The following is a 15,376-nucleotide window of genomic DNA, read 5'->3' on the forward strand; positions in this document are numbered from 1 at the left end:
GCCCGAGCGCATCCTCGTCGGAGGCTGGGCCGGACTCCAGCTCGGCACCCGCTTCCTGGAGACCGTGACCGGATACGCGAAGGAGTACGCCCTGAGGTACCCGGCGGCCCGGGTGGCCATCTCCCTGGGCACCCTGGGCCCCGACGCGGTGACGGTCGGGGCGGCGATCCTGCCGCTCGCCGACTTCTTCGCCCGGGGCGGGCGACGCGCCGAGGCGGAGGCGGACGAGGAGCAGCCCGCCTGGGCGTCGACCGTACGGGACCGGGGCGCGCCGCGCTGAGACGCGCGGGGGCCGTCCGTACGGCACCGGGCGCGCCGCACGGAAGGACGCGGGGCAGGACGGGGAAGCGAGGCCAGGGCGGGGAAGCGGGGGGCGCGCCGGGACGGCGCACCGGCCCCACCGCCCCCGTCAGGCGACCGAACCTATGCGTCCGATCGGCTCGCGCGGGCCGTCGTGGTGGATCGGGGTGTGGGCGCCGGTGAGCGAGCGGCCGGTGCCGCCCCGGCGGTTGGCGACGATCTCGGCGCCGATCGACAGCGCGGTCTCCTCGGGGGTGCGGGCGCCGAGGTCGAGGCCGATCGGGGAACGCAGGCGGGTCAGTTCGAGCTCGGTGACGCCGACCTCGCGGAGGCGCTTGTTGCGGTCCTCGTGGGTGCGGCGGGAGCCCATCGCGCCGACGTAGGCGACGGGAAGCTTCAGGGCGGCCTGGAGGAGGGGCACGTCGAACTTGGCGTCGTGGGTGAGGACGCACAGGACGGTGCGGCCGTCGACCTCCGTGGACCGCAGGTAGCGGTGGGGCCACTCGACGACGATCTCGTCGGCGTCGGGGAAGCGGGCCGGCGTCGCGAAGACGGGCCGCGCGTCGCAGACGGTGACGTGGTAGCCGAGGAACTTGCCGACCTTGACGAGGGCGGCGGCGAAGTCGATGGCGCCGAAGACGATCATGCGGGGTGCGGGCACGGAGGACTCGACCAGGAGGGTCAGCGGCTGTCCGCAGCGACTGCCGTCCTCGCCGATCTCGACGGTGCCGGTGCGGCCCGCGTCGAGCATCGCCCGGGCCTCGCCCGCCGCGGTGCGGTCCAGCTCGGGGTGGCCGCCGAGCCTCCCCTCGTACGAGCCGTCGGGGCGGACCAGGACGGCCCGGCCCATGAGGTCCTCGGGGCCCGAGACGATGCGGGCCAGGGCCGCCGCCTCCCCCGAGACGGCGGCGGCCAGCGCGGCGGGGAAGACCCCGCCACGGACCGGGGTGACGAGGATGTCGATGATGCCGCCGCAGGTCAGACCGACCGCGAAGGCGTCCTCGTCGCTGTAGCCGAAGCGCTCGACGACGGTCTTCCCGTCGTCGAGGGCCTGGACGCACAGGTCGTAGACCGCGCCCTCCACACATCCGCCGGAGACCGAGCCGATCGCCGTGCCGTCGCTGTCGACGGCGAGGGCGGCGCCGGGCTGCCGGGGCGCGCTGCCGCCGACCGCCACGACCGTGGCGACGGCGAACTCGCGTCCCTGCTCGACCCACCGGTGCAGCTCTTCGGCGATGTCCAGCATCTCGAACTCCTCGATCTGTGTGTGGAGGGCGGTGCTACGGGCGTCAGTTGACGCCCAGCCAGCTCTCGATCGGATGGATCGCGAAGAACACGATGAAGATCGCGGTCAGGCCCCACATGAAGGCGCCCACTTCGCGTGCCTTGCCCTGCGCCGTCTTGATGACGGTGTAGGAGATGACACCGGCCGCGACACCCGTGGTGATGGTGTACGTGAACGGCATCAGGACCACGGTGAGGAACACCGGGATCGCGACGGAGCGGTCGCTCCAGTCGACGTGCTTGGCGTTCTGCATCATCATCGCGCCGATGACGACCAGGGCCGCGGAGGCGACCTCGGCGGGCACGATCGCGGTGATCGGGGTGAAGAAGAGGCAGGCCGCGAAGAACGCTCCGGTGACGACGGAGGAGAGGCCCGTGCGGGCTCCCTCGCCGACGCCGGTGGCCGACTCGACGAAGACGGTCTGGCCGGAGCCGCCGACGCCGCCGCCGATGACACCGCCGGCGCCGTCGATGAAGAGCGCCTTGGAGAGGCCGGGCATCCGGCCCTGGGAGTCCGCGAGCTTGGCCTCGGAGCCGACGCCGATGATCGTGGCCATCGCGTCGAAGAAGCCGGCGAGCACCAGGGTGAAGATGATCATCGTGATGGTGATGTAGCCGACGTCGCCCCAGCCGCTGAAGGAGACCTCGCCGATGAGCGAGAAGTCCGGCGTGGAGACGGCGCTGCCGTTGAGCTCCGGCGGGCCGGAGAACCAGGCCTTGGCCGGCAGGTCGCCGACGGCGTTCACGATGGCGGCGATGACCGTGCCCGCCACGATGCCGATCAGGATGGCGCCGGGCACGTTGCGGGCCTGGAGCGCGAAGATCAGCAGCAGGGTGAAGGCGAAGATCAGGACCGGCCAGCCGGCCAGCTCGCCGGCCGGGCCGAGGACGACCGGGCCGCCGCCGGGCGAGGGGTTCTCGTGGACGAAGCCCGCCTTGACGAAGCCGATGAGGGCGATGAACAGGCCGATGCCGATGGTGATCGCGTGCTTGATCGCCAGCGGTATCGCGTTCATGATCATCTCGCGGAGGCCGGTGACCACCAGGAGACAGATCACCACACCGTAGGCCACACACATGGCCATCGCCTGCGGCCAGGTCATGACGGCGATGACCTGCGAGGAGAGCACACCGGAGACGCTGAGACCGGCCGCGAGGGCGAGCGGGACCTTGCCCCAGAAGCCCATCAGGAGGGTCGTCGCAGCGGCGGCGAGCGCGGTGGCGGTGATGAGGGCGGGCTGGCTGAGGACGTTGCCGTCCACATCCTTGCCGCCGAGGATCAGGGGGTTGAGCAGGAGAATGTACGCCATCGCCATGAAGGTGGTGACGCCGCCGCGCACCTCCGTCGCGACGGTGGATCCTCTCTCCGAGATGTGAAAGTACCGGTCGAGCCAAGAGCGGCCGGCGGGGACGTTCGAGCCGGAGCCCGCGTCCTCAGAGGCGGTCTTGGGCTCCACAGACGACTGGGTCATGGGGCCTACTCCCAAGGTTCAAAGGGGCACCCGCATCAGACTTCGAAAGGGTTCTGATCTGGTGAAGCGCGGGATTTGGGATGCTGCGTGGGCTGCACGACCCGGGGGACGGCCCGAGGCGAACGGGGTGAATCGGTACTGCGAGGCACTGCTTGGTACTGCGACGTACTGCTCGGCACTGCGGGGTGTTGCCGGTGGTGCTGGTACTGCGGGGGGGGGACTCCGGGCGGTGCGGGCGGGGAAGTGTGACGTTCCTTGGGAGGCACGGACCGCCCGGAGAGTCCTACAGGGTGCCGGTGAGCGCCTCGGGGCGGACCGGCGTCTTGTTGAGCTCCAGGCCCGTCGCGTTCCGGATCGCCGCGAGGACGGCCGGGGTGGACGACAGGGTCGGGGCCTCGCCGAGTCCCCGCAGGCCGTACGGCGCCTTGGGGTCGGCCAGTTCGAGTACGTCGACCGGGATGGTCGGCGTGTCGAGGATCGTCGGGATCAGGTAGTCCGTGAAGGAGGGGTTGCGCACCTTCGCGGTCTTCGGGTCCACGATGATCTCTTCCATCACCGCGACGCCCAGGCCCTGGGTGGTGCCACCCTGGATCTGGCCGACGACGGAGAGCATGTTGAGCGCCTTGCCGACGTCCTGGGCGGTCGCGAGCTCGATGACCTTCACGAGGCCGAGCTCGGTGTCCACCTCCACCACCGCGCGGTGCGCGGCGAAGGTGTACTGGACGTGGCCGTCGCCCTGGCCGGTGACCAGGTCGAAGGGGACGGTCGGGTGGTGCCGGAACTCGAGTTCGAGGTCGATCGGCGCCTCCCCCTCCAGGATGTCGGCGAGGGTCGCGAGGACCTCGCCGCCGTCCGTGACGACCTTGCCGGCCTCCAGGAGGAGCTCGGCGGTCGCCCAGGCGGGGTGGTAGGAGCCGTTCTTGCGGCGGCCGATCTCCAGGACCTTCTCGCGGACGGCCTCGCAGGTGTTCTTCACCGCGCCACCGGTCATGTACGTCTGCCGGGAGGCGGACGTCGAACCGGCGGAGCCGACCTGGGTGTCGGCCGGGTGGATGGTCACCTGCGTGACGCCCAGCTCCGTGCGGGCGATCTGGGCGTGCACGGTGACACCGCCCTGACCGACCTCCGCCATGGCCGTGTGGACCATCGCGACGGGCTCGCCGTTGATGACCTGGAGGACCACGCGGGCGGTGGAGTAGTCGTCGAAGCCCTCGGAGAAGCCGACGTTCTTGATGCCGACGGCGTAGCCGACGCCGCGGACGACGCCCTCGCCGTGGGTGGTGTTGGAGAGACCACCGGGCAGCGCGCGGACGTCCGCCTGCTCACCGGCGGCGAGCCACTGCTGCTCCGGCGGCATCGGACGGGCCTTGACCCGGCGCAGGAGCTCCGCGACCGGGGCCGGGGAGTCCACGACCTGGCCGGTCGGCATGATCGTGCCCTGCTCCATGGCGTTGATCTGGCGGAACTCCACCGGGTCCATGCCCAGCTTCTTCGCGACCTTGTCCATCTGGGCCTCGTAGGCGAAGCAGGCCTGGACCGCGCCGAAGCCGCGCATCGCGCCGCAGGGCGGGTTGTTGGTGTAGAGGGCGACCGCCTCGATCTCGACGTCGTCGATCACGTACGGGCCGGCGCCGAGCGAGGACGCGTTGCCGACGACGGCCGGGGAGGCCGAGGCGTAGGCGCCGCCGTCGAGCACGATCCGCGCCTTCATGTGCGTGAGCTTGCCGTCCTTGGTGGCGCCGTGCTCGTACCAGAGCTTCGCCGGGTGGCGGTGCACGTGGCCGAAGAAGGACTCGAAGCGGTTGTAGACGATCTTGACCGGCTTGCCCGTGCGGAGCGCGAGGAGGCAGGCGTGGATCTGCATCGAGATGTCCTCGCGGCCGCCGAAGGCACCGCCGACGCCGGAGAGCGTCATGCGGACCTTCTCCTCGGGCAGGCCGAGGACGGGGGCGATCTGCTTGAGGTCCGAGTGCAGCCACTGGGTGGCGACGTACAGGTCGACGCCGCCGTCCTCGGAGGGCACGGCGAGGCCGGACTCCGGGCCGAGGAAGGCCTGGTCCTGCATGCCGAAGACGTACTCGCCCTCGACGATGACGTCGGCCCTCTTGCGGGCCTCCGCCACGTCGCCGCGGATGATCGGCTGGCGGTGCACGATGTTCGGGTGCGGGACGTGACCGATGTGGTGGTCGTCGCGGCCCTCGTGGACCAGCGGCGCGTCGGGGGCGAGGGCGGAGGCCTCGTCCGTGACGAGCGGCAGCTCCCGGTACTCGATCTTGATCTTGGCGGCCGCGCGGCGCGCGGTCTCCGGGTGGTCGGCCGCGACCAGGGCCACCGGCTCGCCGTGGTGCCGGACCTTGCCGTTGGCCAGCACCGGGGTGTCCTGGATCTCCAGGCCGTAGTGCTTCATCTCGGCCGGCAGGTCGTCGTAGGTCAGGACGGCGTAGACGCCGGACAGCGCGAGCGCCTCGGAGATGTCGATGGAGACGATCTCGGCGTGCGCGACGGTGGACCGGAGCGTCTGGCCCCAGAGCATGTCCTCGTGCCACATGTCCGAGGAGTACGCGAACTCGCCGGTGACCTTGAGGGTGCCGTCCGGGCGGAGCGTGGACTCGCCGATGCCGCCCTTGGTGTGGTTCTGGGTGACGTTCGTCGGCGTACCGGCCGGAACGGTGCGGGTGTTCTGAGCCATGGTCAGACCGCCTCTCCCTGACGGGCGGCCGCGAGGCGGACCGCGTCGAGGATCTTCTCGTAGCCCGTGCAACGGCAGAGGTTGCCGGAGAGGGCCTCACGGATGTCCTGGTCGGACGGGTCGCTCTGCCGCTCCAGGAGCTCGTCGGCGGCGATCAGCAGACCCGGGGTGCAGAAGCCGCACTGGACGGCGCCGGCGTCGATGAACGCCTGCTGGATCGGGGAGAGTTCGACGCCCTCGCCGGTCTGCGAGTCCTGACCGGGCTTGGCCTCCCACCTCTTGGCGGAGTCGAGCGAGGTGCCGCAGGCGCCGGAGGCGCAACCACTGTGCGCCTCGCGCTCCTTGGCGAAGTCGGCGAGACCTTCGACGGTGACGACCTCGCGGCCCTCGACCTGACCGGCGGCGACCAGACAGGAACAGACCGGCACTCCGTCGAGGCGGACCGTGCAGGAACCGCACTCGCCCTGCTCGCAGGCGTTCTTGGAGCCGGGCAGACCCATCCGCTCACGCAGGACGTAGAGGAGGGACTCGCCCTCCCAGACGTCGTCGGCTTCCTGCGGACGACCGTTGACCGTGAAATTGACGCGCATGGTTATGCAGCTCCCTCAAGCGTGCGGCCGGTGCCGCGGTACTGCTCCCAGGTCCAGCCGAGCTGGCGGCGGGCCATGATGCCGACGGCGTGGCGGCGGTACTTGGCGGTGCCTCGGACGTCGTCGATCGGGTTGGCGGCGCCCGAGCAGAGGTCGGCGAACTGCTTCGCGATCGACGGGGTGATGATCTTGCCGTTGTCCCAGAAGCCGCCCTCCTCCAGAGCCGCGTTCAGGAAGGCCTCGGCCTCCTTGGCGCGGATGGGGGTCGGCGCGGCGGAGCCGATGCCGGTGCGCACCGTCCGGGTCTCCGGGTGCAGGGCCAGGCCGAAGGCGCAGACGGCGATGACCATCGCGTTGCGGGTGCCGACCTTGGAGTACTGCTGGGGCCCGTCCGCCTTCTTGATGTGGACGGTCTTGATGAGTTCGTCGGGCTGGAGCGCGTTGCGCTTCACGCCCGTGTAGAACGCGTCGATGGGGATGAACCGGCTGCCGCGTACCGACTCGACCTCGACCTCGGCGCCCGCGGCGAGCAGGGCGGGGTGGGCGTCGCCGGCGGGCGAGGCGGTACCGAGGTTGCCCCCGACGCCGCCGCGGTTGCGGATCTGCGGGGAGGCGACCGTGTGCGAGGCGAGCGCCAGACCCGGCAGCTCGGCCCGCAGGTTCTCCATGATCTGGGTGTACGGAACGGCGGCGCCGAGGCGGACGTTCTCCTCGCCGACCTCCCACTCGCGCAGCAGCTCGATGCGGTTCAGGTCCAGGAGGTACTCGGGCCGCCGGTGGTCGAAATTGATCTCGACCATGACGTCCGTGCCACCCGAAAGGGGCACGGCCGTGGGGTGCTCTGCCTTGGCGGCGAGCGCCTCCTCCCAGCTGGCGGGGCGAAGGAAGTCCATGGTGGCTCTCTTCTAGTGATTCTGGTGATCGGGGGTCGTGCGCAGGGTTCCGGGGGGACGGCCGGCCCTCGTTCATGTTCATGTGCTGTTCACGCGGTGTGTGGCCTAGTACACAAGCCCAGGATCGCCCGGTGCAGTCACCGAAAACATGAAGGAGTTGGCTGGGTCCCGCCGTCGTCTTGTAGATTCGAACGAAAGGCGGGGAACAGTAACCTCGCCGTTTTCCCCTGGAAACGGTGGCACCACTCCACCGTCGACAACGGGACACCCCCATCCACTGACGAAGGAACGGCGGCGACACGATGCGGCTGCGCGCACTGCTGGAGAACGACGCGCTCGGGCTGCGCCTGCTCGGCGGCGAGGACGAGCTGGACCGCACCGTCCGCGGCGTGATGACGACGGACCTCACGGATCCCAGCCGGTACCTGTCCGGGGGCGAACTGGTGCTCACCGGTCTCGCCTGGCTGCGGGAGGCCGCCGACGCCGAGCCCTTCGTCCGGATCCTGGCCTCGGTCGGGGTCGCCGCCCTCGCGGCGGGCGAGGCGGAGCTGGGCGACATTCCCGATGATCTCGTAGCGGCGTGTTCACGCCATCGGCTGCCGCTCTTCGCGGTCAACGAGTCCGTTGCGTTCGCGACGATCACCGAGCACGTTGTTCGACAGGTCTCGGGCGAGCGGGCCGGCGACCTGGCCGCCGTGGTCGACCGGCACCGGCGGCTCATGACCTCCGGTCCGGCCGGCGGCGGGCCCGAGGTGGTCCTCGACCTGCTCGGCTCCGACCTTGACCTGCGCGCCTGGGTCCTCTCCCCCACCGGCCGCCAGATCGCGGGCGCGGGCGAGCCCCTCCCGACCGCCCTGGCCGCCACCCTCGCCGGGGAGCACCTGGCCGCCACCCGGACCGGACGGCGCGGCCCGCACCGGCTCAGCATGGGCGGGACGGCGTACTCGCTCTTCCCGATCCGCAACACCGGCCGGGGCGCCGCCCCCGCCTCCCGGGACGTGCGCGAGACGGTCCTCTCGGACTGGCTGCTCGCCGTCGAGGCGGACGCCGGGGAGTGGCCGGCCGCCCGGCTCGACCTGCTCCAGGGCGTCACCCAGCTGATCGCCGTCGAGCGCGACCGGCGCGACGCGGCGCGTACGGTGCGCCGCCGGCTCGCCCAGGAGGTCCTGGAGCTGGTGCAGACGGGCGCGGCACCGGCCGAGATCGCGGCCAGGCTGCGGGTCGCGGCCCCGGTGCTGCTGCCCGGGCTCGGCACGGCCCCGCACTGGCAGGTGGTCGTAGCGCGGGTGGACTGGGAGCAGGAGGCCGGTCAGAGCCCCGCCGTGGACGGCGGGCCGGTCGCGCAGGCGCTCCTGGAGGAGATCCTCGTCGACCCGGCGACCGTGGGCGCGGAGTCCGCCGACCGGATCGCCGTGGCGCACAGCGGTGACGAGGCGATCGCCCTGGTCCCGCTCGCCGCGGGGCCGCTGCCGGACAGCGAGGACGAGGGGCCGGCCCCCGCGCTCGGCCTGCACGCGGACGCGCTGCTCGCGGCCGTACGGACCCCGCTCTCCGCCGGTCTCGCCGACGACGGCCGGCTCACCCTCGGCGTCAGCGCGGCCGTGCACTCCGCGGAGGGCCTGCGCGGGGCCCTGGAGGAGGCCCGGCACGCCCGCCGGGTCGCCGCCGCCCGTCCGGGCCGGGTCTGCGCCGCGGGCCACCACGAGCTGGCCTCGCACGTGCTGCTGCTGCCGTTCGTCCCGGACGACGTGCGGCGCGCGTTCACGGCGCGGCTGCTCGACCCGCTGCGCGACTACGACCGGCGGCACCGTGCGGAGCTGATCCCGACCCTGGAGGCCTTCCTGGACTGCGACGGCTCCTGGACCCGCTGCGCGACCCGCCTCCACCTGCACGTGAACACGCTGCGCTACCGGGTGGGCCGGATCGAGCAGCTCACGGGCCGCGATCTGTCCCGTCTGGAGGACAAGCTCGACTTCTTCCTCGCCCTGCGGATGAGCTGAGGCCTGCCGTTCGGGATTCACCCCTTCGGGCGAGTCCGACGGAGTGACGTCCGGGCCGGTGACGGCCCGGACGCCGGAGGGCCCGGGTGCCTCGTCGGTCCCTGATCACCGGCCCGAGGGCGATCTGACGACCTGTCCGTCGCGGCGCCGGCGCCGGTGCCCCGAGCCGGCGGACTCTTGTGAAATCTTTCACCTGACCCCTTGGCCATGTACTCCCCTTCGTGCTGAGATGCGGGTCTCACTCAACAGCTCAATGGCGCGCTCGGGGAGGGCAATGTGGCGGATACCGCCATGTCTGGTTCCGAATCAAGGGGCGGAGAAGATCCGTCCCTCGCCTACGGCAAGGAGACTCCCGTGGAGACCGCCATATGGCGGCTCCGCTCCCGAGGCTGTTGGACGGACGCGGCGGCGCTGCTCGCCCCGCACGCGAACCGACCGGCCGCCGCACTCGAACGGGCCGCGCTGCTGATCGAGCGCTGCCTCTACACCGAACAGGGCTGGGCCGAGGCCGAGGAGGCGCTCCGGGCGGCCGAAGCGGTGGCCGGCACCGACGAGGAACGCGGGGCGGCGGCGTGCGAACGCGGTTACCTGGCCTACGCGTCGACGCTTCTCGGGGTGCGTGACCGGGCCGACGAGGCGCGGATGGCCCTGGGCCGGGCGGCCGCGCTGATCGCCCCCTCCGCCGAGGGCCGGCCACTGCTCGACCTGCGGCGGGGGCTCATCGCGCAGAACCTCGGCGACTCGCCCCAGTCGGCCCGCGCCGCGTACCGCAGGGCGCATGCCGGGGCCACCGCGCAGGGGGACTCGCTGCTGCTCTCCTCCACCTGGCGGCACCTCGCCGGACTCGCCCTGCGGGAAGGGGAGTTGGCGGAGGCCCGGCACGGTTTCGCGGAGTCGCTCCGCATCCGGGAGGAGCTGGGCTACCTGGTCGGTACGGCCCCGGCCCTCACCGCGCTCGCCACCACCGAGACGGAGCCGGAGGCGGGCCGTCTGCGCGCCGAGGCCCGCCGCCTCTTCCGTCTTCTGGGCGGGGTGCCGACCTGGCTCGCGAGCCAGCTGACACCGCAGACGGCGGCCTGAACTCCGGTACGTCACAGCGTTCGTGACGGTATCTCAGGGAGAGAGGTACCGCGGCACGAGGCAGATCAGGCTCTCGTCCGTGCCGATGAGCAGGGATCCGGCGCCGGTGACGGCGACCGCGCGGACCGGGGGGCCCGGACGGAAGGAGAGCGTCCGGCCGCCCTCCGGCCGGTGGAGTTCGACGAGACCGTCGGCCCAGGCGGCGGCGACCAGGGGCCCGTGCGGGGTCTCGGTCGCGTGCAGGGAGACCACCGGCGAGGGACGTTCGGCGAGGGGCGCGGGGCGCGGGTCCCGGCCCGGGGTCCAGAGCCGGACCGTCCCGTCGACGCCGCCGGAGCAGACGAACGGGGTCTCGGAGTCGACCGCCGAGACCGCCGTCACCCGGCCGCTGTGCGAGGCCGCCTGGTGCAGCCCCCGCAGACCGAAGGCGTGCACGGAGCCGAGCCGGTCCCCCACCACCACCGAGCCCGCGATCGCCGCGAGGGCGGTGCCCGGGTGGCGGGCCAGCGTCGCCGACACGGCCTCCGTGAGGCGCTCCAGGTACGGGGCGCGGGGCGCCGCCCCCCGGACCGCGTGCAGCCTTCCCCGGTCGTCCAGGAGGAGCACCGTGCCGTCGGGCGCGGGCGCGAGCGCGGTGACCCGGCCGGGGACGGTGTGGGCCAGGCGGCCCGCCGGGCTCGCGTCGGCCTCGTGCAGCAGCCGTACGGCGCCGGTGCGGTCGCCGACGAGGAGGGTTCCCTCCAGGGGGCCGCCCGCCGTGCCGAGGACGGTGACGGGGCCCGGCCAGGGCGGGGTGAGGTCGCCGCGGTGGCGGGCCCAGCGGAGCCGCCAGGGCGAGCCCTCCGCGAGCGCGGCGAGGGCGGGGCGCAGCCGGGGGTCGGCTCCGTCACCGAGCGCGGAGAGCAGCACCAGCGCCCGGTGGGACGGGGCCTGTTCGCGGCAGAGCGACTGACCGGCCCGCATCCAGGCGGCCCGCAGTCCGCCGTGGTCCTCGGCGGCGTTCTCACCGGGACGGGCGGGCGGCTCGGGTCCGTCGAGGGTGCCGGGGAGACCGGCGGCGGCGGAACCGGTGACGTACGCGGTGGTGACGAGCAGCGGGTCGGCCGTGCAGACGGCCACCGGGTCGGCGAGGTCGGGCAGCGGCCGCTCCCGCTCCGGGGCGGCGGGGTCGACGGGTTCGGCGTCGCCGTCGAGGTCCACGACGGCGACCCGGCGGTCGGTGCGCAGGGTGGCGGGGGCCGGGGTGCCGCTGCGGGCCTCGACCACGAGGCGGACCCGTCCCACCCCCGCGAGTTCGGCGATGAGGTCGGTGAGCGCGGCGGGTTCGGCGGCGGCGTGCAGATCGGTGAGGAGGAGGACGGCACGGCCGGCGGGCCGGGCGTCACTCGTGGCGAGGGCGTGGACGAGGTCGCCCGGCGACCTGGCCACCACGCCGAGACGGTCGGCGATCGTCCAGGTCGCGCCCAGCACGCTCTGCCCGGCCAGCGGGACGAGCACCCGGGGAGTGCGGCGGCGCGGCCGGCCGGCGCGCGGTCCGTGCCGGGCGAGCCAGCCGAGCAGGGCCGTCTTGCCGCTGCCGGGGGCGCCGGTGACGAGGCAGAGCCGGGGCGCCTCGGGATCGGTCAGCCAGCCGAGCAGGGCCGTGGCCTCGGCTTCCGTACCGGTGGCGGGTCGGCGTCCGTCCCATGCCGGGGACGGGGTCGCGGACGGCATGGGACACCTCACGGGCGACGCGGTGCGGGCGGCTGACGTCCACGACCTTAGTCGTCCGGGGCGCTCAGCACTCCGATCCGGTGAAGTGCTCCCGTACCAGGGTCTGTACGACGGTCAGGTCCTGGGCGATCAGGGCGTCCAGGAGGGCGGTGTGTTCGGCCGCGTCGGCGACGAGGACGCCGTGCCGGACGGCGGGAGCGCTGATCAGGGGCCACTGGGAGCGGCGGTGGAGGTCGTCGGCGACGGCGAGCAGCTGCTGGTTCCCCGCGAGGGAGAGGACGGCCCGGTGGAAGGCCCGGTCGGCCTCGGCGTAGTGGGCGCGGTCGCCCCGGGCGGCGGCGGTGGAGGTGGCCTCGGCGAGGGGGCGGAGCTCGGCCCAGCGGGCGGCCGGGACCGTGCGGGCGAGCCGCAGCATGACGGGGACCTCGATGAGCGCGCGGACCTCGGCGAGTTCGGCGAGTTCGCGCGGGGTGCGCTCGGTGACGCGGAATCCGCGGTTCGGCACGACCTCGACGGCGCCCTCGACGGCGAGCCGCTGCATGGCCTCGCGGACGGGGGTGGCCGAGACGCCGAAGCGCTCGCCGAGGGCGGGGGCGGAGTACACCTCGCCGGGGACGAGTTCGCCGCCGACGAGGGCGGTGCGGAGGGCGTCGAGGATCTGGCCGCGGACGGAGTGCCGCACGACCCGGGGTCCGGCGGCGGCCGCGGGGCCGGCGGGTTGGCCGTGGGTGTGCTCGCCCCGGACGCCCTCGGCCCGCCGGGCGGGGGGTCGTGGGGTGCGAGGGGCCCGCCCGGGGTCGTGGACGGTGTCGGCGGCGCACGGAGGCCGGCCCTCGACACGCGCCTGCTCCGGTACCCGCGTGGCGTCGCCGAGGGGCGGGGACGGCCTCTCCGTCGCCCGCTCGCGCGCTGCGCCCTGCTCCACCCGGGTCCTCCTGCGGCCTCGTGCCGGGCCCGGCTCGCGTCGCCCGGGTCCTCTGTGCACCATAGGCGAACGGACCGGCGTCAGGGGTGCGAGGGCTGCCCCCTCCGGCGTGGTCCGCCGGCCGGTGGTGAGAGGCGATCCTTATTCGGGTAAGGTAAGGCTAACCTGCTAACGATCGCGATTCGGTGGTCCCCATGACCGTCCCCGCCCTGTTGCCCGCCCCCTCGACCTCGCCTGTCGCGGCGTCCTACGCGCGCCTCGCCGAGGTCTTCCCCCATCTGCGGATAGAGGAACTCGCCCCCGGTGAGCGGCTGCCCCGCGGCGCGGGCTGGGTCGGCGCGGAGGACCTCGCGGCCGACGGAGCCGACCTCGACGCCTTCCTCGCCTGGGACAACGCGCAGGTCCTGCGCGACTACGGCACGCAGGCCCGCCCGGACGTCGTGGCCAGCTTCGGACTGCACCGGTACGCCTGGCCGGCCTGCCTCCTCGTCACCGTCCCGTGGTTCCTGCACCGCAGGGTGCCCCGCCTGCCCGCCCGGAACGTGTCCTTCCAGCGCGCGCTCGGGCAGCTGACGGTCCGGGTGGAGGAGTTCGCCTGCCTGCCGGACGACCCCGCGGCCACCCTCCCCGGCGCCCGGGTCGTCGCCGACGAGGACGCCCTGCGGGCCGAGGTGCGCGCCTCGCTCGCCGAGCACTTCGAGGCGATCCTCGACGGCTTCGGCTCCCGGATGCGGCGCGGCCGCCGCGCCCTGTGGGGCATGGCCACGGACGAGATCGTCGAGGGCCTCTGGTACATCGGCACCCTGTTCGGCGAGGAGCGGCGGGCGATGGCCGAGCTCGACCTCCTCATGCCGGGCACCGCCAAGCCGTACAAGCCGTACGCGGGCGCCGCCGGCTTCCGTGAGCTGCCGGGCACCGAGGGTCCGGACGGCGCCCCGCGCGCCACCCGCGACCGGGCGGCCTGCTGCTTCTTCTACACGCTGCGGCCCGAGGACACCTGCATCACCTGTCCGCGCACCTGCGACGCCGAGCGCGTCCGTCGGCTCACCGAGACCGTCTGAGGCTCCCGGGCGATTACGCCACCCGCACGGGTGGCGTAAATCGAACCCGATTCCCTTTCCTTGCATGGGTGTTCGACCAGATCGCACCTATTCGTATGCCGCGGGACCCCGTTGGCGTGCTCTTGCCCGGAAACCCCTTGAGCGCCGCGCGGGGTCGGCAAGTATGGGCCGCCAAACGCCCTACTGCGATGCAAGGGACACCGCATGAGACTGACCGACATATCGCTGGACTGGCTGCTTCCGGGCGGCGTGATGGTGGCCGGAGTCCTGACGGCGGTGGCGGTGCTCGCGCGCGGGAAGCGCGCCGGTGACCAGGCCGCGGCCGAGGACTCCTGGGAACGCAACGAGGAGCGCCGCAGACGCAAGGAGGCCGTCTACGGCACCGCTTCCTACGTCCTCCTCTTCTGCTGCGCCGCCGTCGCCGCGGCACTCTCCTTCCACGGACTCGTCGGCTTCGGCCGGCAGAACCTCAACCTCGCCGGGGGCTGGGAGTACCTCGTCCCGTTCGGCCTCGACGGCGCCGCCATGTTCTGTTCGGTGCTCGCGGTCCGCGAGGCCAGCCACGGCGACGCGGCCCTCGGCTCGCGCCTGCTCGTCTGGCTGTTCGCGGGCGCGGCGGCCTGGTTCAACTGGGTGCACGCACCGCGCGGTCTCGGTCACGACGGCGCTCCGCAGTTCTTCGCGGGCATGTCCCTGTCCGCCGCGGTCCTCTTCGACCGGGCCCTCAAGCAGACCCGCAGGGCCGCGCTGCGCGAGCAGGGCCTGGTGCCCCGTCCGCTGCCGCAGATCAGGATCGTCCGGTGGCTGCGGGCTCCGCGGGAGACCTTCGCGGCGTGGTCGCTGATGCTCCTGGAGGGCGTACGGACCCTGGACGAGGCCGTCGACGAGGTGCGGGAGGACCGGCGGGAGAAGGAGCAGAACCGCATCCGCAGGCGGGACCAGGTGAAGCTCGACCGGGCGCGGCTCAAGGCGATCAACCGCCAGCACCGGGCCTTCGGGCTCGGCAGGGGCGGTGGCCGTCAGGTCGAGATGGCGGCGCTCAACGCCCCGGCCGGTTCCGGTACGGGCCCGGGGCCCGGCGCGGGTTCCGGCTCCGGTTCCGCACCGGCGTCCGTCCAGGCCGCCGTCGCGGAACCCGCCATAGCGGACCCGGGACAACTGCCGCTTCGACCAAGGCCCTCCCTGCAAGCCGTCCGGGGACGTGACGCCCAGCCGGGCGAGTCCCGGACGGTGGACCTCACCGCGGAGGACGACACCCAGACCCTGCCCCGTCTCGACTCCCTGGAGCGCAAGCTCAAGGACCTGGAGCAGCAGTTCGGCTGACCGCGCCGTCCACCGCGACACACCGTCCACCGCACAGTTCGGCGGG

At 73.2% G+C, this 15,376-nt stretch carries 11 protein-coding genes and 1 pseudogene; 5 read left to right on the forward strand and 7 right to left on the reverse strand.

What is annotated here, in order from left to right; translation table 11 throughout:
* Positions 1-280: pseudogene (locus tag ABT129_RS25050) on the forward strand (sugar kinase); the annotation flags it as partial.
* A gap of 129 nt (positions 281-409) precedes the next feature.
* Here ABT129_RS25050 and ABT129_RS25055 read toward each other — a convergent pair.
* From ABT129_RS25055 to ABT129_RS25075, 5 genes are all read right to left on the reverse strand, one after another.
* A complete protein-coding gene (locus ABT129_RS25055; RefSeq protein WP_351905653.1) occupies positions 410-1,546 on the reverse strand; it encodes an XdhC family protein in 1,137 nt (378 codons plus the stop codon).
* Between the two features lie 43 nt (positions 1,547-1,589).
* Entirely contained in the window at positions 1,590-3,056 is a 1,467-nt protein-coding gene (locus ABT129_RS25060) for an NCS2 family permease (RefSeq protein WP_351905656.1), read from the reverse strand.
* Positions 3,057-3,339: 283 nt separating this feature from the next.
* Complete coding sequence (pucD, locus tag ABT129_RS25065; RefSeq protein ID WP_351905659.1) at positions 3,340-5,745, reverse strand: xanthine dehydrogenase subunit D; 2,406 nt, start codon at positions 5,743-5,745, stop codon at positions 3,340-3,342.
* Between the two features lie 2 nt (positions 5,746-5,747).
* A complete protein-coding gene (locus tag ABT129_RS25070; protein ID WP_351905662.1) occupies positions 5,748-6,335 on the reverse strand; it encodes a (2Fe-2S)-binding protein in 588 nt (195 codons plus the stop codon).
* Positions 6,336-6,337: 2 nt separating this feature from the next.
* Entirely contained in the window at positions 6,338-7,228 is an 891-nt protein-coding gene (locus ABT129_RS25075; RefSeq protein ID WP_351905665.1) for an FAD binding domain-containing protein, read from the reverse strand.
* Positions 7,229-7,530: 302 nt separating this feature from the next.
* On the opposite strand from ABT129_RS25075, the gene ABT129_RS25080 reads away from it, so the two are divergent.
* Together ABT129_RS25080 and ABT129_RS25085 are read left to right on the forward strand one after the other, a co-directional pair.
* On the forward strand, positions 7,531-9,228 hold the full coding sequence (locus ABT129_RS25080; RefSeq protein WP_351905668.1) for a PucR family transcriptional regulator: 1,698 nt from the start codon (positions 7,531-7,533) through the stop codon (positions 9,226-9,228).
* 276 nt (positions 9,229-9,504) lie between these two features.
* Positions 9,505-10,308, forward strand: a complete 804-nt coding sequence (locus tag ABT129_RS25085) for a hypothetical protein (RefSeq protein WP_351905671.1) — start codon at positions 9,505-9,507, stop codon at positions 10,306-10,308.
* 33 nt (positions 10,309-10,341) lie between these two features.
* Here ABT129_RS25085 and ABT129_RS25090 read toward each other — a convergent pair whose 3' ends face one another.
* On the reverse strand, positions 10,342-12,021 hold the full coding sequence (locus ABT129_RS25090) for a hypothetical protein (protein WP_351905674.1): 1,680 nt from the start codon (positions 12,019-12,021) through the stop codon (positions 10,342-10,344).
* Between the two features lie 64 nt (positions 12,022-12,085).
* A complete protein-coding gene (locus tag ABT129_RS25095; protein WP_351905676.1) occupies positions 12,086-12,946 on the reverse strand; it encodes a GntR family transcriptional regulator in 861 nt (286 codons plus the stop codon).
* Between the two features lie 194 nt (positions 12,947-13,140).
* Between ABT129_RS25095 and ABT129_RS25100 the strand changes: the two genes are divergently transcribed.
* Positions 13,141-14,007 carry a (2Fe-2S)-binding protein gene (locus ABT129_RS25100; protein ID WP_351905679.1) on the forward strand — a complete coding sequence of 289 codons (867 nt, stop codon included), beginning with the start codon at positions 13,141-13,143 and terminating at the stop codon, positions 14,005-14,007.
* Positions 14,008-14,211: 204 nt separating this feature from the next.
* Positions 14,212-15,330, forward strand: a complete 1,119-nt coding sequence (locus tag ABT129_RS25105) for a DUF2637 domain-containing protein (RefSeq protein WP_351905682.1) — start codon at positions 14,212-14,214, stop codon at positions 15,328-15,330.
* Positions 15,331-15,376: the final 46 nt, after the last annotated feature.

The organism is Streptomyces sp. NPDC002057, from assembly GCF_040296665.1.
GTDB lineage: Bacteria > Actinomycetota > Actinomycetes > Streptomycetales > Streptomycetaceae > Streptomyces.